Annotated in this window: 16 protein-coding genes and 3 pseudogenes; 3 read left to right on the forward strand and 16 right to left on the reverse strand. The window is 44.6% G+C overall.

Annotation, left to right across the window (positions count from 1 at the left end; translation table 11 throughout):
- Positions 1 to 142 precede the first annotated feature (142 nt).
- The 8 genes and pseudogenes from AC0YNV_RS38555 to AC0YNV_RS38590 form a co-directional block, all read right to left on the reverse strand.
- Entirely contained in the window at positions 143 to 1,072 is a 930-nt protein-coding gene (locus AC0YNV_RS38555) for an SDR family NAD(P)-dependent oxidoreductase (protein WP_475772760.1), read from the reverse strand.
- A gap of 346 nt (positions 1,073 to 1,418) precedes the next feature.
- A complete protein-coding gene (locus tag AC0YNV_RS38560; protein ID WP_475772761.1) occupies positions 1,419 to 1,934 on the reverse strand; it encodes a M24 family metallopeptidase in 516 nt (171 codons plus the stop codon).
- Between the two features lie 164 nt (positions 1,935 to 2,098).
- Positions 2,099 to 2,254 carry a hypothetical protein gene (locus AC0YNV_RS38565; protein WP_475772762.1) on the reverse strand — a complete coding sequence of 52 codons (156 nt, stop codon included), beginning with the start codon at positions 2,252 to 2,254 and terminating at the stop codon, positions 2,099 to 2,101.
- Between the two features lie 149 nt (positions 2,255 to 2,403).
- Positions 2,404 to 2,889: pseudogene (locus tag AC0YNV_RS38570) on the reverse strand (CDI toxin immunity protein).
- 257 nt (positions 2,890 to 3,146) lie between these two features.
- Positions 3,147 to 3,572, reverse strand: coding sequence for an SRPBCC family protein (locus tag AC0YNV_RS38575; protein ID WP_475772763.1), 426 nt, complete (start codon positions 3,570 to 3,572; stop codon positions 3,147 to 3,149).
- Between the two features lie 66 nt (positions 3,573 to 3,638).
- Positions 3,639 to 4,604: pseudogene (locus tag AC0YNV_RS38580) on the reverse strand (sigma-70 family RNA polymerase sigma factor); the annotation flags it as partial.
- Between the two features lie 180 nt (positions 4,605 to 4,784).
- Positions 4,785 to 5,294: a copper amine oxidase N-terminal domain-containing protein gene (locus tag AC0YNV_RS38585; protein WP_475772764.1), complete on the reverse strand. Its 510-nt coding sequence runs from the start codon at positions 5,292 to 5,294 to the stop codon at positions 4,785 to 4,787.
- 491 nt (positions 5,295 to 5,785) lie between these two features.
- A pseudogene (locus AC0YNV_RS38590) lies at positions 5,786 to 7,071 on the reverse strand (IS110 family RNA-guided transposase).
- A 777-nt stretch (positions 7,072 to 7,848) separates the two neighbouring features.
- On the opposite strand from AC0YNV_RS38590, the gene AC0YNV_RS38595 reads away from it, so the two are divergent.
- Positions 7,849 to 9,051, forward strand: a complete 1,203-nt coding sequence (locus AC0YNV_RS38595; RefSeq protein WP_475772765.1) for an IS110 family RNA-guided transposase — start codon at positions 7,849 to 7,851, stop codon at positions 9,049 to 9,051.
- Between the two features lie 293 nt (positions 9,052 to 9,344).
- Here the strand turns inward: AC0YNV_RS38595 and AC0YNV_RS38600 are convergent, their stop codons facing one another.
- The 6 genes from AC0YNV_RS38600 to AC0YNV_RS38625 all read right to left on the reverse strand — a co-directional run bounded on the left by AC0YNV_RS38600 (position 9,345) and on the right by AC0YNV_RS38625 (position 14,579).
- On the reverse strand, positions 9,345 to 9,854 hold the full coding sequence (locus tag AC0YNV_RS38600) for a DinB family protein (protein ID WP_475772766.1): 510 nt from the start codon (positions 9,852 to 9,854) through the stop codon (positions 9,345 to 9,347).
- Positions 9,855 to 10,120: 266 nt separating this feature from the next.
- Entirely contained in the window at positions 10,121 to 10,960 is an 840-nt protein-coding gene (locus AC0YNV_RS38605; protein ID WP_475772767.1) for an alpha/beta fold hydrolase, read from the reverse strand.
- Between the two features lie 309 nt (positions 10,961 to 11,269).
- On the reverse strand, positions 11,270 to 12,214 hold the full coding sequence (locus AC0YNV_RS38610; RefSeq protein WP_475772768.1) for a formylglycine-generating enzyme family protein: 945 nt from the start codon (positions 12,212 to 12,214) through the stop codon (positions 11,270 to 11,272).
- A 373-nt stretch (positions 12,215 to 12,587) separates the two neighbouring features.
- Positions 12,588 to 12,851, reverse strand: a complete 264-nt coding sequence (locus AC0YNV_RS38615) for a hypothetical protein (protein ID WP_475772769.1) — start codon at positions 12,849 to 12,851, stop codon at positions 12,588 to 12,590.
- Positions 12,852 to 12,982: 131 nt separating this feature from the next.
- Entirely contained in the window at positions 12,983 to 14,134 is a 1,152-nt protein-coding gene (locus tag AC0YNV_RS38620) for a tetratricopeptide repeat protein (RefSeq protein ID WP_475772770.1), read from the reverse strand.
- Complete coding sequence (locus AC0YNV_RS38625) at positions 14,118 to 14,579, reverse strand: hypothetical protein (RefSeq protein WP_475772771.1); 462 nt, start codon at positions 14,577 to 14,579, stop codon at positions 14,118 to 14,120. Before AC0YNV_RS38625 ends, AC0YNV_RS38620 begins: the two co-directional genes overlap by 17 nt.
- A gap of 549 nt (positions 14,580 to 15,128) precedes the next feature.
- On the opposite strand from AC0YNV_RS38625, the gene AC0YNV_RS38630 reads away from it, so the two are divergent.
- A complete protein-coding gene (locus AC0YNV_RS38630; protein WP_475772772.1) occupies positions 15,129 to 15,941 on the forward strand; it encodes a class I SAM-dependent methyltransferase in 813 nt (270 codons plus the stop codon).
- 312 nt (positions 15,942 to 16,253) lie between these two features.
- Here AC0YNV_RS38630 and AC0YNV_RS38635 read toward each other — a convergent pair whose 3' ends face one another.
- A complete protein-coding gene (locus AC0YNV_RS38635; RefSeq protein ID WP_475772773.1) occupies positions 16,254 to 16,496 on the reverse strand; it encodes a hypothetical protein in 243 nt (80 codons plus the stop codon).
- A 102-nt stretch (positions 16,497 to 16,598) separates the two neighbouring features.
- Here AC0YNV_RS38635 and AC0YNV_RS38640 point away from each other — a divergent pair, with 102 nt between their 5' ends.
- On the forward strand, positions 16,599 to 17,909 hold the full coding sequence (locus AC0YNV_RS38640; protein ID WP_475772774.1) for a beta-propeller fold lactonase family protein: 1,311 nt from the start codon (positions 16,599 to 16,601) through the stop codon (positions 17,907 to 17,909).
- Between the two features lie 470 nt (positions 17,910 to 18,379).
- On the opposite strand, the gene AC0YNV_RS38645 is transcribed toward AC0YNV_RS38640, so the two are convergent.
- Positions 18,380 to 18,830 (reverse strand): transposase (locus AC0YNV_RS38645; RefSeq protein ID WP_475772775.1); only part of this gene is annotated, 451 nt, incomplete at its 5' end.

Genomic DNA, 18,830 nt, shown 5'->3' on the forward strand with positions numbered 1-18,830 from the left:
GAATCCTGTTATGGATTATTCGAGGTTACCGTAAAACCTGGAGAGTAAAGAACGACTGACGTCTCGATCTGCGCACTTCGTGTCAGCTACGCTGGTCATTCCCTATCTAGCTTAGAGAACCAAGCAATGGGTCGAACAATGGCTAGGACAGCGCGTCAATTGACACCTGCCACAAATGCGTGGCCGCTTCGGGATCAAGGGCGTAAGATGCGACGCCGGTTCGAGTTCCGGGCATATTTGGTCTTGCCTCGTTACAGTCCTCGAAATATCGGCCACCGATACCGTCGAGCAGAGGCGAGGTTGCCAACAGTACAGAGGTAGCTGCTCCCTGTTGGGGTGTCTTCCATACGAAGTCCTGGCCGCTCGCCCGTTGCTCGGCGGTGATCTGTAATCCGGCAACCCCTGGAGTATGAATGGCACCGGGCATCAACGCGTTAACTGTGATGCCATCGTCGGCCCAGCGTTTCGAAGCTTCAACGGCGAATAGTATGTTAGCAGTCTTGGATTGCCCATAAGCAAGAAATGGGTCGTAGGGACGAAGTAGGAAGTTAATATCGTCGAACACGACCGGTGAACGGAGGTGGCCTGCGGAGCTAACCGACACGACGCGGGCACTACCGGCTGCCACCAATGCCTCATGAAGGCCATTAGCCAACGCGAAATGTCCCAGATGATTGGTGGCGAACTGAAGTTCCCAGCCTTCAGGCGTTCGCGTCTCTGGCGTTGCCATGACGCCGGCGTTGTTAATCAATATGTGAAGCGGTCCATCCCACGACGCCACGAACGAGGCCACCGACGACCGATCGATAAGGTTTAACAGAGCCACCTCAACGAGCTGGTTGCCGGTAGTTGCAGCAATATCTTCGGCTACGCGGTTGCCAGCATTGAGGTCGCGAACAGCAAGCGTTATATGGGCGCCCGCCTCGGCTAGTGCTCTAGCCGTCTCAATGCCTATTCCAGACGCTCCGCCAGTAACGATGGCTCTACGGTTGGTGAGATCGAGCCCTGCAACAACATCGCTGGCAGTGGACGAAGCATCAAATGGTGAGGTGATAAGTGAAGTTTCAGACATTGTGATTTCCTTCCCTTACGTTAGATTTAATCGGCGCACTCCTAGCGTGGATTCGCTTCGCAAGCACAGTCTAACGATAATCAGAGGTGTGGACGACGAGACGTTTGCATACCTGTCTATTTTGGCATAGAAATGTCCGCAAACCCGACTTCAAAAGTTGAATCGTTGCTCTAAAAATTGCATCTCGCTTTTTCTCATTTTTGTATCTCGTGACTGTATAATAAACGATCATTCGATTTTCGTCAATAGAAGGTCAAGCTATCTCAAAACCTGTCCCCCCACAAATTTACACAAGTTTTTTTATTTTTTTACCAAAACTGCCCGTTAGCGGAGCACGCCGCAGAGATCATTTAGTCGGTGATGCTGATTCGAGGGGAATGGAAAAAAAGAAGGGACCATAATGGTCCTTTCCTATTGAACTCCCTCGGTACGATTTATCGTGCTTGTTATAAACAGGAAGAATGTCTGTCGGAGCCTCATGTAAGGATTTCCCAATACCGTGACTGCACAAATTATTTATAACTTTATATCCTCCTTTTTCAGCTTCGGTTTCAATAATCCTGCCGATTTCGTTCAGTTTTACTCCCTGTTTGAGTGAAGAAATAACCTTCATCATTGTATTGTGGGTATAGTTGCAGAGACGCGTTAAAGAAGAATTGTATGGAGGCATTTGAAAAGAATGCCCCGAATCTGCAAAATAGCCTAGCCGTTTAGCGGAAACATCAATATTTATTAGGTCGCCCATACCATGAGCAATTTCACGGTTAATGCTGATACACGTGGTGCCAGGAAAGTTTTTGGTTGTTTTTGGAGCAGACACTGCCCCATGGCTAATTAAAAACCGTTCTCCGATATCATCCAATGGGGTTGTAACCTCCCCCTCTATTTCCTCACGCCTTCATGTTGTCCAGGTCTACCACGTGAGTTCTCTTACTATTTTTCTGTATTTCTGGCAAGGGTGAAATCCTGCGAATAAGCGAGCATTCGTGAGAAAACTAAATCGTACCGAGGGAGTTCAATCAAAATTCACTCCATCTTATCCTTATCTTTTTGAATATTAATTAAAATGTCAAGCCTTTCAATGATGCGTTCATCATTCTCTAAATTTTTCTTCAACTTCCCATCGATATTGAGTATGGCTAAAACGATTACTGCGCACGCAATGATAATAATTATGCCCATGAAATCCCCCCATATATTCCCTTGCGAGACTCTCATACTACATCAAAAGTTGTAAAATTTATCCTATCCCTCTCAAGGTTAAACGCGTTAATTTAGATGAAGTTGCACTAAGCTGACCTTAGGGCATTGCGCTATCGTACCCCGTTAGCTTAAGATAGTGTCTGGTTCTCGAAACCGATTATTACTTCTCCCTCATGATGAAATTCGATAACAAATCTGGAAGGAGAAAAAACGAACGTGTCCGCACCAACTGCCAATACATCATCAATAGCGCTTAATACTGTTCGAAGTTGGGACTTCAAAGCAGGCTGGCTTCCAGTACTCCAGAGAACAAATACTTCCTCTTCAACCTCTCCGAGTACTTGATTAATCTGTGGTACAATCTCGATTATATTTTCAATTTTTATTTTGCCATCAATTTGTCCCCAATCTATCCGAGCTCAAGAAGTGATTGGATATGATTTTTGAAGATAATGATACATCTCTTTGCTCTTATCTTCAGATAAGATAGCCGTTGCCGCCCCTAGTGCCTCGATACATTCATCAAACAATATTCCAAATCCAATAACATCTTTCTTCTTCTGTTTATTAAGGAGCTGTTCAAGTCTCCACTTTCTTGCTTTTACCTCATCCATTTTAGTACCTCACTATAGAAAAACAAAATGTACTTTTCATATTCGTTAAATCATTTAACTATCCTGTCCGTTACTTCAACGAACGACGGCAACCGATCGCGCGACCGGTTGCCGTCATGTCGTGATGCTATCGTCTACCGATAGAGCTCAATAACAACAATGGATTAGGGAACAGAACAAACGAAGATCGATTGCTCTTTCATCCAAGGCGAAACGCGCTCTGCCGTCCTTTGGAGGCAGAGCGCGTTTCGTTATTCTTATGATGCTTCCGTATATCGTTTGAAACTATCCAGAATCGCTTGCCAACCCGCCTGTTGGAATTCAACGGGGTTAGTGCTCTCGGCGTCGAAGATTTCAACGACCTTCGTGGCCTCGCCTTGATCGACGAACGCAATATCCACTTTCCGTCCGTCTCCCAATGTGTAGGCAATCGTCTCATGCAGCTTCACTTCGTCGTAAATACCGCTAAAATCAAAACCCATGCTGCCATCCTTCGCTTCCATCCTTGTCAGGAATTCGCCGCCGACCCGCAAATCGTTCTCCGCTCTTGGCGCATGCCATTCCTCGGAAGGTTGATACCACTTCGTAATGTGGTCCGGCTCGGTCCAATAGCTCCATACTTTTGCTACAGGGGCTTGAACGACGGTCTCTACGGTTACTTTCGTTGGATTGCTTGTTTCCATTGTGAAGGACACCTCTTTACGGGAATTTTGTTTCTCACTAATATAGACGAATGCCAATCTCCGAATTCATCGGTCTATTTGTTCCGGAAGCCCTAATCGGGAAAATAATTTTGCATTTATGAAATTTTGAACATGGAATATCCGATTATCTTTCACTTCAATCACGTGAATGCCCCAAGGCACCAGGACGGATGCCTCCTTACCCGGCACATACTGCGCCAGAGCGGGATAACCGCCATTCACTATAGTTGGCAAAAATTTGGACCCCTCGCAATGCCAGCGCGTAAGCGCAAAAAACGCGGACAAATCTTCTTGCCCGCTTATCCACATGGCGAAAGGCGGCATGGACATACAACCTTCCTCATGGAACAACGACACAAGCGCATGGATATCGAATTGCTCAAACGCTTCCACATACCGCGAGAGAAGATTCTGGTCGGGATTGACATCCATCTTACTAAATTCGTCGGAGCGAAGCCGCGTTCGGTCCATCGTATCCCTGGCTCGTTGCAGGGCGCTGTTCGCCGCTGCCGGCGACATTCCCAACGTTTCCGCAATTTGTTTCGAAGACCATTCAAAGACATCCTTCAGAATAAGAACCGCGCGTTGACGAGGCGGCAAGGTTTGCAAGAGTGCGATAAAGCAGAGCTGAAGGGTATCCTTGCGAACGAGAGCATCTTCCGGATTTTCTCCAAATTCGGGTGAAGGCCAAATCCAGGACGAGTCTGGCAGCGTTTCGTTCGGTTCGACAATCTTGATCGCCGGGTCGGACAGGTCAACGGGAAGCGTACGGCGCTTCGCTTGCCTCAGCTTGTCCAGGCATAAGTTCGACGCTATGCGGTAGATCCATGTTTTAATGGATGAGTCCTGTCTGAATCGATCCCAGCTCTGCCATGCCCGAATATAGGTTTCCTGTACAGCATCGTCCGCATCATCAATGGATCCCAACATTCGATAACAATACGAGGTTAACCCCGGCTTGTAGCTCTCAAATAACTTCATATCAAAAGCGGCTTCGTTCATCTTCGCCTCCTTAGGTCGATCTACTTGAAACGTCCTCCTTCCATCATATTCGAATCATCCGGCAGCCACAAGGCGAAACGGCTACGTCGTCCTTTGGCGGCGGGACGCATTTCGAACCAAGAAGTATAGAGGATTGTCCTCATGTTCATGTCTGGTTAAGCTATTGTACCCAGTTAGCGCAACAAGGGACTATGATCCACCATAGGGATTGGAATCTTGTTCAGCCACGGAAGGGTCTTTTTCCACAATCGTAATGGTTCTCGTCTTGCCGCTCCAGTCGACGTACATGCGGCTCAGCATAGCAATAAATCTGACGCCGATCATTGTGTGGTTATTCACGATTTTCAGCTCACTAGCACTGTTTGTGGCACTGTGTCCGATGTTGTCAACGACCACGACTCCGCTTCCAAATGGTATTTGGATACGTTGAGCCGCAGTTACAGCTTTCACGGTGCGTGTTTTAGCATCATAGTCGACCTGATAGCCCAATTTATCGAACAGTGTACGAAATTCTACGTACGTTTTTCCGTTAATAACGACTGGGTTTAAGGCAAATGAAATTTTCTGTCCGTGCACCGTCAATCGGATCGGCTGAGATTTTGCCGTAGTCGCCGCCGATGCAATCGACGCAGTACCGCTTATTAGAGCGGAAGCAAGAACGACAGCACAGCTTGAAATGAGGAGTTTCATTTTAAACATGTGTCTTCCTCCAATTTTTAAATTTTTTCCAATTATGATGTAATGTTCTGACACATTTCAAGCGAGTTAAGTTGCGTTAAACTCCCTCTATGGAGAAACGTTTTTCTCTTAAATACTCACGTATTCTTAGAATTTGATCGTAATACGAGTGTACCAGATAAAATTCTAGTGGAACTAAATTGAAGATGAAGAAATATGTGGGGCTGGAAAATGCACAAAAAGTCCTTACCTAGACCACTCGCTGTAAAAAGTGGCTCCTTCGGTAAAATATGGTTGCACTTATTGGATCTCCACATCTGCTCATGGAGGTCAACCCTCCCATGTCTCACAGAGTCTATGCTCCCACATTCCTTCATTCAACCTGTCCATGAGGTGGAGGTCAGATATGCTGCCCGGCAGGATCTTCGTCCGTATGTTAGCGCCGTCCCGACTCATCCGTGCTTTTTTTTATCTGTTGTCGCTACGATCTCAATGTCTCGTCATTCCTGCATTCAAGCTGCCTCCAGTAACGCTGCGAATCGAGGGATATCTTGCATCATCTTGCTTTCATTGAATTCATGTCCCTTTTTCAATATGCCGAACAGCACCCGAATGAGCTTGTTGCATAAGGCGATGAGCGACTGCATCTTTTTCAAGGGATTATCCGGCCGTTTGGTATAATACTCGTGTAATGCTTTAAAGGCTCCGTTCTTAGCAACCAACGGCATCATGACTCGAAAGAGCAAGGCGCGAAGTCGCTTCCTGCCTCTCTTCGTAATTTTGGTTTGCCCTTTGTGTTTGCCCGAGGTGTTTTCTTTCAGGTTCAGCCCAGCGAGCTTTATGATCTGCTTTGGATGCCGGTATTGCTCAATGTCCCCTACTTCAGCGAGAAATCCAGCTATGGTGTCTCTGCCAATCCCTTTAATCGCTAATAATTACGGGACATACGGAATTTGCATCAGCTGTTCATCCAAGTGCGCTTCCAATTCTTCAAACTTCTTTTGGAGCCGTTCATATTGGGTTAAAAGAAGACGCAGCTCCATCTTGGCAAGCTGTGAACCTTGTTTTATGCCCACGGAACGGCTGGCAGCTGCTTTCAAATTCCTCACGCGCCCAAGTCCGAGTCCACGCTTTGCAACTTCTCTTAGATGCTGCAGCAAGGTTTCGTCCGACAGAGAAACAAGCTCATGCGGCAGTAAATAAAGGCTTAGTAAATGGATGGCCGATTTGCACTCCCAATCTTTAAATACCGTAAGGAACTCGGGAAAGTACCGATCCAGCCAATTATGAACACGTCCTTGTACCACGCTCAGATCACTCGACAGATGATCGCGAATTTTCATCGCTTCCCGTAGTTCAGCGTAGACGCCCTGAGGAAGATTGGGTACAGCGTACCTTCCGTCTTTGACCAGCTGAGCGATTATTTTTGCGTCCTTGATGTCATTCTTCGTGGGCGAGTTGTCGTCCAACTCTTTGCTTTTCTTAACGTGTAGTGGATTTACCACACCATACTTCACTTGCTGTTCTCTTAGGAAATGAGCAAGATTCAGCCAGTAGTGGCCTGTAGGCTCCATACCGACAATGACGTCCTGGAAGCCTTGCTCCGTACCCAGTTTCTTGAACCAATTAACGAAGTATTCAAAACCTTCTCGATTATTTTCAAACGCAATTGGCTTTCCGAACTCGACTCCGCGGTAGTCTTGTGCAGAGCCACATGTTTGAATTTGGCGATGTCTACACCGACAATTAAGGGTGAAGAACTGATTTGATTAATTCGTTCATTTTGAGTAGAATGCATGTTGTAGTCTCCTTGGTTTGTTTTTGGATCCGGTCGCTCACCAGCTCTAGGACCCACAAACATCATACCAAGGAGTCTTTTTGTTTCTCAAATCTCGTATTTCTTCATAATAGGAATGCTGCCCGTTACTTCAATTGAACAGCAGCCAGTCGCTTTGACTGGCTGCTGTCGCTTTTTGATTATGCTATCGTTACCCGTTAGCGTAATAATGTTTGGTCTAAAATTACTACAATTTTATTAGCGATGCTTTGATATTCACTATGACTGATGTTTAATTTGCCATCAGGATAATACATTTGAAGAATTGTGCAGATAGCTGATAATCAGTTCAGGATTTCTAGTTCTGCTACTCTGAATACATTTTAATATCTCAAATGATTCTATCCCATATATATTATTGGGTTTCAAACCATAGGGGTCCCACTCTTCAATAATCTCTTTTAAATTCGTTATTAAATTCCCCATTATGCTCCCCCGCGTTTATACTCTCATTTCCCTAAGTATTCGGTGAAGTAATTAAACTATCCTGCCCGTTCGTATTATGAGGTCACCAGATCTTTCTGGTCGACCTCTTTTTAGTATGGTCGTAAGATAGCGGTAGCCGGGGGTCGAACGATTCTGCCCGTGGGAGTTGGATCCCGAGAGCTATTCAGTTCATCCCCCCTACTTGTTCAACCATGGTTAGGCTGGTTGGGACGTTGATCCCGTATCACATGCGATAGTGTGGAAAACAAGAAGGTTAGGGGCTGCCGGTGAAAATACTAGGGGAGTGATGAAATGAATCCAGTCATAGGTTTGGATGTGTCCAAGGGAGAGAGTCATGCACAAGCTTTTTTAGACCGTGGGATACCTCATGGGAAGATTTTTAGGTTTAGTCATGATCTTGAAGGGTTGGCGTCTTTTCTAAATGTTTTGAAAGGAGTGGAGTCAGCTGCAGGGGTGCGTCCCTCCATTGTAATGGAAGCAACAGGCCATTATCATAGCCCTGTTGTTCAGTTTCTGGATGAGCACCAGTATGTGAACATCGTCATTAATCTTTTAATCTCACATAACGCCAAAAAAACCAATTTGCGACGGGTGAAGACGGATGCTGCTGATGCCCATCTATTAGGGACGCTATTCTATAAAGAAGAGCTTGAACCCTACAAAAAGCGGGGTCAGCATCTAATGAATTTACGCTATTTAACACGACAGCAAGAATCTCTAACGGGGATGTACGTTCAAGCAAAACTACAATTCCAGGCCATTCTGGATCAAGTTTTTCCTGAATATCATGGCGTGTTTGGTGACCTTTATTCGAAGGTTTCCCTTCGATTTCTGGCTTTACACCCAACGTCTAAAGAGGTCCTAACCATGTCCGAGTTGGAGATTACAACTGCAATCGGGCGTCTTACTGGACGCGGCAAATCCGTCTCATGGTGCTTGGAACGTGCTCAAAACCTAGCGGCTGCAGCAAAGCGAAATCCCTTTAGGGAGACGGCTTTTCCAAGCCATTTGATCTCCATGCAGTTGCTCATCCAATTGCTTCTTCAATACCAGGACCATCTAGCAACTCTTAATAAATCCGTAGATGCCCTGGCTGAAGAGTTGCTTGAATATGATTTAATCCAATCGATTCCCGGTATTGGTACTAAGATTGCGGCAACAATTTTAGCTGAGATCGGGGAAATCGATCGGTTTGATCACGCGAAGAAACTGGTGGCCTTTGCCGGTATTGATCCAAGTGTTTTTTCTTCTGGCAAGTTTACAGCAACAATAAATAAAATCACGAAGCATGACTCCAGGAAGCTTCCTACAGCCCTCTACCAAGCTGTACGGTGTGGTATTCGAAGCAATAGAAATAAAAAATTAAGGGCTTATTATGATAAGAAACGTGCTGAAGGGAAGCTGTTTAAAGTAGCGGTAATTGCTTGTGTAAACAAACTCATCCACTGGATTTTTGCCATCCTGACTAAGAAAGAGGCTTTCCGTTTGGAGTAAGTAGCATAATTTAGAAATATATGGTAAAACTGCCTGTGCGATAAAGGACGGTTCTTTGCCATACTCTTTTTTCAGTATATCACCTCATGGCATGCTTATTAATAATTAAATATTGACAAGCTATTAGCTGGAATAGTTGAATGACTTCTTCTTGTTTGAGATTATTATTGGCTATTCATTTTTTGACAAAACTCCAGTTAGCAACCAATCGCTGCTGTTTTTTCAACCCGTCTTGTCCTCTCTTCATATCAGTCTATGAACGAGGCGGGAAGGGTGCCATAAAGTAAGGACGACTAACTCAAGTAACGATTTCGGATGACCCCCATGTGATGAAGCTCGTGTCCTGCCATGCCGTAAGCGAGGGCGCGCGCCGTAATGCTTACGTTGTTGGCTTTGCCCTTGCGGGACCACGCCTCCGTCGGTAACCCGCGCAGCAGTGTGATCGTCGATTGCCGTACGGCCCGGTAGTCTTCGGCCAATTGAGCGGTTGTCCAGCTTCCGAAAGGGGGAATGAACAATTCCTGGTCGAAACCGGGCAGAGGCGTCTGATCCCCTCTTGCAAATCGGAGCAGGCGGTAAGACATGACGCGTTCACTGTCTGCGATGTGGCCCACGACTTCTTTCAGCGTCCATTTTCCTTCCGCATACCGATAGACGCTCTGGCTTTCGGTCAACGATGCCAGCAGCTCGGTCATTTGCTTTTCCTGGGCGAGCAGAATGTCGATGATGTTGCCTTCCGGCACCAACCGGATATACTCGCCGGCGTCCCCGGCGTATTCTTCTTCTGACGGTCTTTGGTTCATGCGTAATCACCTTTCTATGAAGATATAGAAAACTAAAATGTTCTTTCCAATGCTCTACCGCAATTTTTTTGCGAAATTCGTAACTTCGGCATATCTAATGAATTCGCGAAAGAATAGAACTTACCTTCCAACAATTGAGAGTAAGCAACCACTTAGTTGGTTGGCCGCCACGCTAAACTGCCAGTTAGCTTAATAAAAAGAGCAGGTCGCCACAGCACCACCTGCCCCTTCCTGCCCATCCATTTGTTATTCAACTATCGTACTCGTTAGTTTAAAAACTTTTTAATTTCATCTTTAAAACTTTCAGGCTCTTCAATATGTGGGCTATGATTGCTATTCTCAAATACCTGAAACTTTGACTCTGGCACTATACGGTGTATTTCCTCAGAAAAAGAAAGTGGACACTGAGCATCATATCTACCGCACATCACTAAAGTTGGCGTTTTAATTAATTTCAAAGATGTTCGAATATCAAACGAAGACAGATGCCGATTATAATAATTAAGCCGCTTATGAATAGTTCTACCGCTGCTTGGCTTACTGAAATATTCATTCCATCTTTCTGGATGATACAACGACATTTCAGTCCACTCTCGTGCTGCCTCTGCTTTTAATTCATCAGTTGTTTCGGTGGAATTTAGAATTGAAAAGATTTCCCTCAGACGTTCATTTTGAGGATTTTCTTTGCAATAAATACTATCTGAGGACTCCATATATTTGTTAGAAGCAGCCGCACCTACAATGACTAACTTATTAAGAGTATCTGCATGATTGATGGCATAAATAAGACCTAACATCCCACCAGTTGAATGTCCAGCAAACGACCATTTATCATAACCAAGTGATGATCTTATTGCCTCAAGATCCTCAATTGACTCCATCATACTAAGCTCGTTTTCTTTCGTAATGCGGTCGGAATTACCACACTCCTTTAGATTCACCAATATCACTTTTCCAAGTTCTGTGAACAAGTCTGCAAAATAATTCCCCCGGTTCGTGAAAGCCGAATAGTAATGTGTTACGCATATAGGATTACCCTCCCCAGCAACAAACATTTCGAAGGAACCCCGATTAGTTGTAATCATTTCCGATTCCCATGCAACCAAAAAAACACCTCCTATGAATTTAATTATAAAGTTTTTTTTGTTAATGCCTAATGCTTAAATATCATAACCACTTATTCGTTTTTAACTGCGAAAAACCAAAAGAAGGAACTGCCGCGGCAGCTCCTTCGTCACATGACCTTTGTTAATCTATCGTACCCGTTAGCTCAATGATCCGACATGATGCGGTTATGTGGTGCTGATGTGTTCGGCAGAATTCATACTCCTGTCAATTGCTCCATGATACCTGTCATACTTCGGCCGGCCTAGCGGCGAATGCTCCGAAGCATCTCATCATAGCTCGGTAGTTACCTATTTTTTAATAACCACAGGTCTGAATCCATGATCGTTAGTATCTCGTCTATCTGGTGGATAAAACAAACGCTGAGTACCTCTACTTGTATATGCCGGACTGGACCAGGAGCCGCCTCTCAATACCCTACAGGGCGCGTGTCCAGGACGACTTCCATGCTGTTCCGGACCCTGCGGGTTCTTTCGTTGGCTTCGAACATAATAATCTGGATCGTACCAATCTATACACCACTCCCGTACTTGTCCAGCCATATCTTGGACACCACACCAGGTTACATCTCTTTTATAAAATGCTGCGACAGTCGGCCCTTCAACTTGAGCGATGTGTTGCCCAAGCCATGAAGACGCAGGGTGTCTACCATTCGAGTCCCTTCCTGTCCCGATTAGCCAAAATCTCCATTCATCGTTAGAACGAAAAGATCGGTTAGCAACATCATCACCGCAACGGCATGCATGTTGTTCCCATAAGTCTCCCCAAGGAAAGATTCGGCCTTTAGGTCCCCTAGCCGCGTACTCCCATTCTGCTTCATAGGGCAGTCTCCCCCCTACCCAATGGCAATAAGCAACCGCATCTTCCCAGGAAGCAGAACTAAGGGGGAGTTTTTCTGTTCCATTCACAGGTTTTCCATCTTGCCACGCACTATTCCATGAGCCATGTATCGTTGCATCAACCGGTGCAAGATGTCCTGTGTCTTGCATAAAATCATAGTATTGACCAATCGTTACTAAATCACGATACATCCAAAACCCATCGATCTCAACTTCATGTGGAAATAATTCTCCTACCCAATCCTTACCTCCCACTTGTGCATTAAACCATTCTTCATGCCACTCATTCTCCCTCCAGAGTTGTCGAACTTCTGACTCCGTACTTCCCATCACGAACGTGCCAGATGGAACCCAAAGGAGGGCTGCGCCATCTTTTGGATGGATATGAATATCCAAACATACCGCCTCCAATCAGGTAGGGTTTTTAAAATCATTAAGTAATAATATTCGGGAAATTAAAATTATTCCCTTTTTCTACCTTTGATGAGTTGAGTACTTTCATTTATCTACTTACACAATGAAAAAGGAGCTGCCCGGGGCAAGCTCCTCACCTATCGTACCCTTTACTTTAATGACCTGGTTGTTGCGCTAACGTACCCGTTAGCGTAACGAATCAGCCATTTGTTTCATTTCAATGGTAGCCTCGTGATGCCTGCCAGTTAGCACAATAACCACCGTTCAGTTAGACTCTATAAACACAAATCGAACAAATAGGTGCACTCGATTCATCCCAAATCTGATGATAGTCATCAACATCCTTTAATTCAAATCAGATCCCTTTGACATTTGCTATCTTCACAACATAAGACTCGTGTACAGACATACCGAAATGCTTTTCTACATCCGAGATAGTATCACCGAGTCCAATTTTCTCTTCATACTTCCCAAGGAAACCGTCAAGTGCCATTATCTGATACGTCTTATTCTCTTCATCTAACCAAAACCACATTGTGGATGTTTTAACGACTTTGCAGTTGGATCTTTCCTCAATATGATACTTCTCAAGCAAATTTATTAGCTGCTCCACATTCATATTTATTTGAAATGCTCCTATGCTTTTCCCTGGTACAACATCTCCATAATTCAAAGCATCTATAGTGATCACCACCCAATATGTCTTTGGTTCATTTTAGCGAAATGCTTTCTCACACAGTGAACATCTTTTTAGTTTTCGAGATAGTTTGAATTATTGTGCCTTGTGCAACCAAACAAATAGCAGTTGCTTTCGATGCTGGGTTTATAATCTAACGGCGGGCACATGTCATCCATTATTTCTTTTAAAACGGTTGTGTATAAGGAAATATCGGCTTTTAATTCTGCGATGTACACCGCTTTTTGACCTTTTTCCCAGTCCTCATCATCATCCTTATTCGTCTCTTCAATTTCGTTCTCGTTAAAAAGCAGCACCTTGTCAAAAACTTCATTCATCTTCGCTTTATCGCCACACTGATGTAGGGCATACAAATACTGAGGGACCCAATAAGCGGCATAACGTAATTTGGTGTGCTGATACAATTTTATGACAGTGGCAAAATCATCGATTTCGTAAAAAATTGATGCAACGTCATCTTCATGCAAATCCGAATCCGATTCCTTCCAAAGATGGAGCAACTCATTGGCGACTTGCCTTGCTTCGCTTTGTTTTCCTAGTCGCGCCAAACAGATTCCGTAACTAAGCAAAGGATGCAACCTAGAATTGTTCTCCCCTCTCAAAAGGCTAGCCTGATAAAAACTATCAGCCGCCTCGTTTAGCCTAGAAGTGAAATAAAAACAGACCCCAAGGTTATTTAAATTTTCGAGGGTTGCTTTAAGTGTAATTGCTTGTTCAAGCAGCGGAATCGCTTTTTCGTAATCTTCTTTTCCGGCATAAATTCTCCCTAACAACGAATAGGGGAAGTGTAATGTTGGTTTTTGTTCAATGGCTTTTTCAAGAAGCTGGGCAGCTTTATCTTCGGAACTCGCCCTCCATCCATCTTCTGTGGGCTCGCCTTCCGCGTAATAAAAATACGCTAAGTTATGTAGAGTTTGAATAGAGGGATATAGCCGAGCTGCTTGTTGAAATTGTTCAAGCGAATCTTCATATCGGAGCACTTCCATCAGGGCTATCGCAAGATCATTCAGGACAATGATGTTGTCAGGTTCCTGTTTCAGTTTTTTTTCAAGCTCTTGTACAAGTTCGTGATAATCTGTCACGGCTTCACCATACTCTCGATTTAACTTAAACAACAATCTTGAACGAAAAAACAAATCCGCCACTTTTTTTGAACTATCGTATCCTGTAGTTTGACAGCCCAGGTCTTCATTGGACTCTAACAATTAACGTTCCGTGGAGCTTGTCATCAACATAAGCATTAAGTTTCCATTGTCCCTTTGTTGGTAAAATGACAGTAGAAGGGCTCGAAGCTGTTGCTCCCCAATTTGTTCCACCTAAAATGGACTCCACCACTGTCATTTCCTCACCCGTTTGGCTAGTTGAAGTTACTTTGAATGCTTTTCCAACCAGTTCATTTTTATTTCCCCATAGTAACCACATATATTTTTGTCTTTTTCCAGCAATAAACGGACTATTACTGATTGCTAATCGTCCTTCTTCTCCAATCCATTTAGTTTTAATTTGTTCTCCTTTATCATTTATAGTCGTTAACTCAAGTGTGCTTGTATCTTTCCAATCCTTAGATGTGATGGATACTTCTTTATTAATAGATCCAGCCATAAGAGTAACGACAACCATGAAAATCACCGTCGTCAGCATCCGATACAATTTGTACACCCCCATTACAATAATCTAATCCGTTCCAAATACTTCGGCAGTATACTGCTTAAACACCCTAATTTTCAAGTCATTTAACTACCAATATTATACTCTTTTAGGATTTGATTTGTTGCATTATTCTGCTCGTTAGCGTGGAGAAGGGCAGCCTCGTGGCTGCCCTTCTCCATTGTGCTATTGTACCCGTTAGCGCAATGAGCTTGGTGAAAATATCAACTTTAATCATTTCATATTTCCCCTGATTTTAGGTTAAGTTCAACATCTTCAACTTCTCCATCTAGTTCCTTCTTATATTCATCCTTACTGTTTTTTCGATCACCATCCGTCTGGTTATCACAAAGGAGAGGTGTACTTTACTGATATCATGCTGAAACGGACGCTGGATGGATGATTTAAGGTGGATTTGTTCATAGGAAAACGGTATATTATTTTGGGGTTAATAGCGCAGGGTGTTCGTGTTCGATATGTGTTATTGGGATAACGTGCAAGTCGGGATATACGTTTAGGCTCATATTATTTATATTTGGGGAGGGCGTCGGTATGGACAAGAATTCTGTTTATAAAACAAACATTATAGGCGCTGGCGAGGTTGGCTCCGCCATCTCGGTCGACATGAACAAGAATTCTGTTTATCAAACAAACAGCTTCTATTGGGATACAAAAGGAAATGACTTCTTAGGTGCAATCGTGCTTCCGTATTATGGAGCATTTGTCTCTGAAGAAAAATGCCAGCTTTTTGGCGATGTCTCAGGGAAAAAGATGCTGGAGATAGGCTGTGGAGACGGTCAATCCTTACAATATCAGGGGGAACGCCAAGCATCTGAACTATGGGCTGTGGATATGTCAGAAAAGCAAATCGAAAAGGCAACGCAGCATTTGAAGGCATGCGGTCTATCAGCAAAATTGATCTGTTCTCCCATGGAAGAAGAATGTGGCATACCAGTGGATTATTTTGACTTTGTTTATTCGATTTATGCCATAGGCTGGACCACCGACCTTGTGGGTACTTTTTGCCGGATCGCTTCTTACCTTAAAAAAGACGGTGTATTTATTTTCAGCTGGTCTCACCCTATACACAAATGTGTTGCTGCAGAAAATAATAGGCTTGCTTTTAAAAAAAGTTATTTCGATGAATCGTGGTATTCGGTATCGCTTGATGAAGGGGCGCTGACTTTATCGGATCGCAAACTATCAACCTATGTGAACGCGCTCGCAAAAGCCGGATTTGTAATTGAGCAAATGATTGAGGAATCTGATGATGACATTTTGCAATCGCGGGACGATCATAGTGATTTTGCAAAAAAAGCAAAGATGCTCCCTGTCACTTTTGTAGTCAAAGCAAGAAAATTATAGTTCTCCGTTAACGGAGGGAGGCTGCCGCTCGATCATGCGGCAGCCTCCTTGAGCTCAATAACATCTTTTTTCTCCAGTCCCTGATAGGGGCTTTTTTAGTTCTCCTTTAACAGTCTAGGCGATGCTTTTCCGGGTTGGAATGGAAAATAGGGAGGACCATTATGGTCCCCCCTTATTAAGCTATCGTACCCGTTAATTCAACACTCAGCAGTACATATGTACATAAACAAGCTTTTGTTTTTGAGTATTTGTCCCTCCCACCGAGAACATAACATCGGTGCAGATCTGAGCAAATCGAAGGAAACTGACGTGTTAGAAGTCGCTCGTTCTTGAACCAGCTTTTCCAATCACTTCCCCATTAACTTTATATGCGATACCACTCCACTGAAGCAAATAACCTCGACTACGCATGCCTTGTGGATTGCCTGAATTAAAACTTCTCCAATCCAAATTACCGCCGGCAGGAATCATGTTATATGCGTTTGGAATAACGGGAGTTGAGACATCCAAGATCGATAAATCTTTTAAAACGACCGCTTTTCGCATCAAAAGCATATCTAGTCAACCTACTGAAAAAGGGGCACGGACATCCCATACGAATCGTCTCTATTAATCATATAGTAGAGTATGCATTGACTTGATAGGGAGGTGTTTTTTTTGGCAGTTTATGATACAGGACCGATTGATAATAGGGACGCACCGCGAACGACCCAGTTAACCATACGTCTTTTTAATACGGGACGTATGCCTGCGATTGCGGGTATAGAAGCATACCATATTAATCCGACAGGAGCTGGGTTTGGGAGTGAAACACTTTATGTGGTTGAACTCGTTTCCCTTAATCCATTTGGAACCTCCGGCTCTTCTTTTACGGTAGACAACGTCTTTGCCAATCTTGATGTGTTTGGAGTTCGAGTGCTCACCAGCGGGCTTGGTGCAAATGATATCGCCATTACCATTTTGGAAAAAGAGGCAAACGGGCAAATCATCGATAAACACGTGCTGGAAGGTGAGTTAAGTCAAATTGAGGAATTACTGTTTGCCTATGTCGCAAATTCTGGTGATTCTACGGTTTCAGTGATTAACACGGGAACCAATACGACCGTCGCTACGATTCCTTTGCCTGCCGGAAGCGGTCCTCAAGGAATCGCAATCACCCCTGACGGCTCACTCGCCTATGTTACAAATGCTGGTTTTATCGGTAATTCGGTTTCGGTGATTAATACGGGAACCAATACGGTCATCACTACGATTCCTTTGCCTGCCGGAAGCAGTCCTCAAGGAATCGCAATCACCCCTGATGGTTCACGCGCCTATGTTCCAAATTCTGGTGATGATACGGTTTCGGTGATTAACACTGCAACCAATACGGTCGTCGCTGCGATTCCTTTGCCTGCCGGAAGCATTCCTTTTGGAATCGCGATCACCCCTGACGGCTCACGCGCTTATGTTACAAATGTTGGTAATGATACGGTTTCAGTGATTAACACAGCAACCAATACGGTCGTCGCTACGATTCCTGTGCCTGCCGGTAGTGGTCCTCGTGCAATCGCGATTACCCCTGACGGCTCACGCGCCTATGTTACAAATATTGATAATGAAACGGTTTCGGTGATTAACACAGCAACCAATACGGTCGTCGCAACGATTCCTTTGCCTGCCGGTAGCGGTCCTCGTGCAATCGCGATTACCCCTGACGGCTCACGCGCCTATGTTACAAATGTTGCAAATGTTACGGTTTCGGTGATTAACACAGCCACCAAGACGGTCATCGCTACGATTTCTTTGCCTGCCGGAAGCAGTCCTTTTGGAATCGCGATCACTCCCGATGGTTCACGCGCCTATGTTGCAAATATCAATGATTCTACGGTTTCGGTGATTGACACGGCAAGTAATACCGTTATTGCAACCTTACCGGTAGGATTAGCTCCTGATGGTCTCGCAATTACCCCAATTCTTTTGTTTTAAGTAAAATTCAAACAAGCCATTTCACAATAACGAAAGGCAGTCTTACGACTTGAAAATTAAGTCGTAGACTGCCTTTTGTTATTGAGCTCCCTCGGTAGGATTAAGTTTTCTCACGAATGCTCGCTTATTCGCAGGATTTCACCCTTGATAGACATGTATGAAGGACGCTCGGGTGACCACTTCATAGACCTGGACAACATGGAGGCGTGAGGAAATAGAGGGGGAGACTATCCCCCCATGTTCTTCCATATCCTGCACGTATTCTCCACGCCGCCCCTGGAGGTTTTCACTCCCATGTCTCAACGGGTCGATGCCCTCTCATTCCTTCGTTACGCCTGTCCAAGGGGTGGAGGCCGGTCTTGCTATCGTTACGGGTCGGTGCCCTTTGGTTCAATGTATCCGGTACGCCGTGCTTTCTTTGAAATCCCGCGAATAAGCCAAAATTCGTGCAACGAAACGGTAGGTATCGATTAAGCTGCTAGCTGGATTGGCATTGTTTTAGGAGGGTTGTAGGCTTCTCCGCTGCGAGCCATTCCAACTAATATTCTCGCTAACTTGCCACACCATTTCATAATGGACCTCATTTTCTTCATCTTCTTCACCTGCACATTGTATGCATGCATCGTTTTAAACTCCGGATTGTTCGCAACTAAACTCATCGTCATCATGAAGATGAAACGTCGGAGTCGGGATCGTCCCCGTTTGCTAATTTTCATCTGTCCCGTCCATTTGCCTGAGCTTGCTTCTGCGAGGTTAAGGCCAGCATGCCGCAGTAGGGCATTACCGTGAACAAAGCCACTTAAATCCCCCGCCTCGCCTAGAATACCAGCCAGTGAAATGGCGCTGATCCCTTTGACAGCAAGCATAAATTTCGCAAATGGAATGCGTTCTAAAACGGCAACAATCTCCGTCTCTACTGTT

Source organism: Paenibacillus sp. JT31N11, assembly GCF_056269285.1.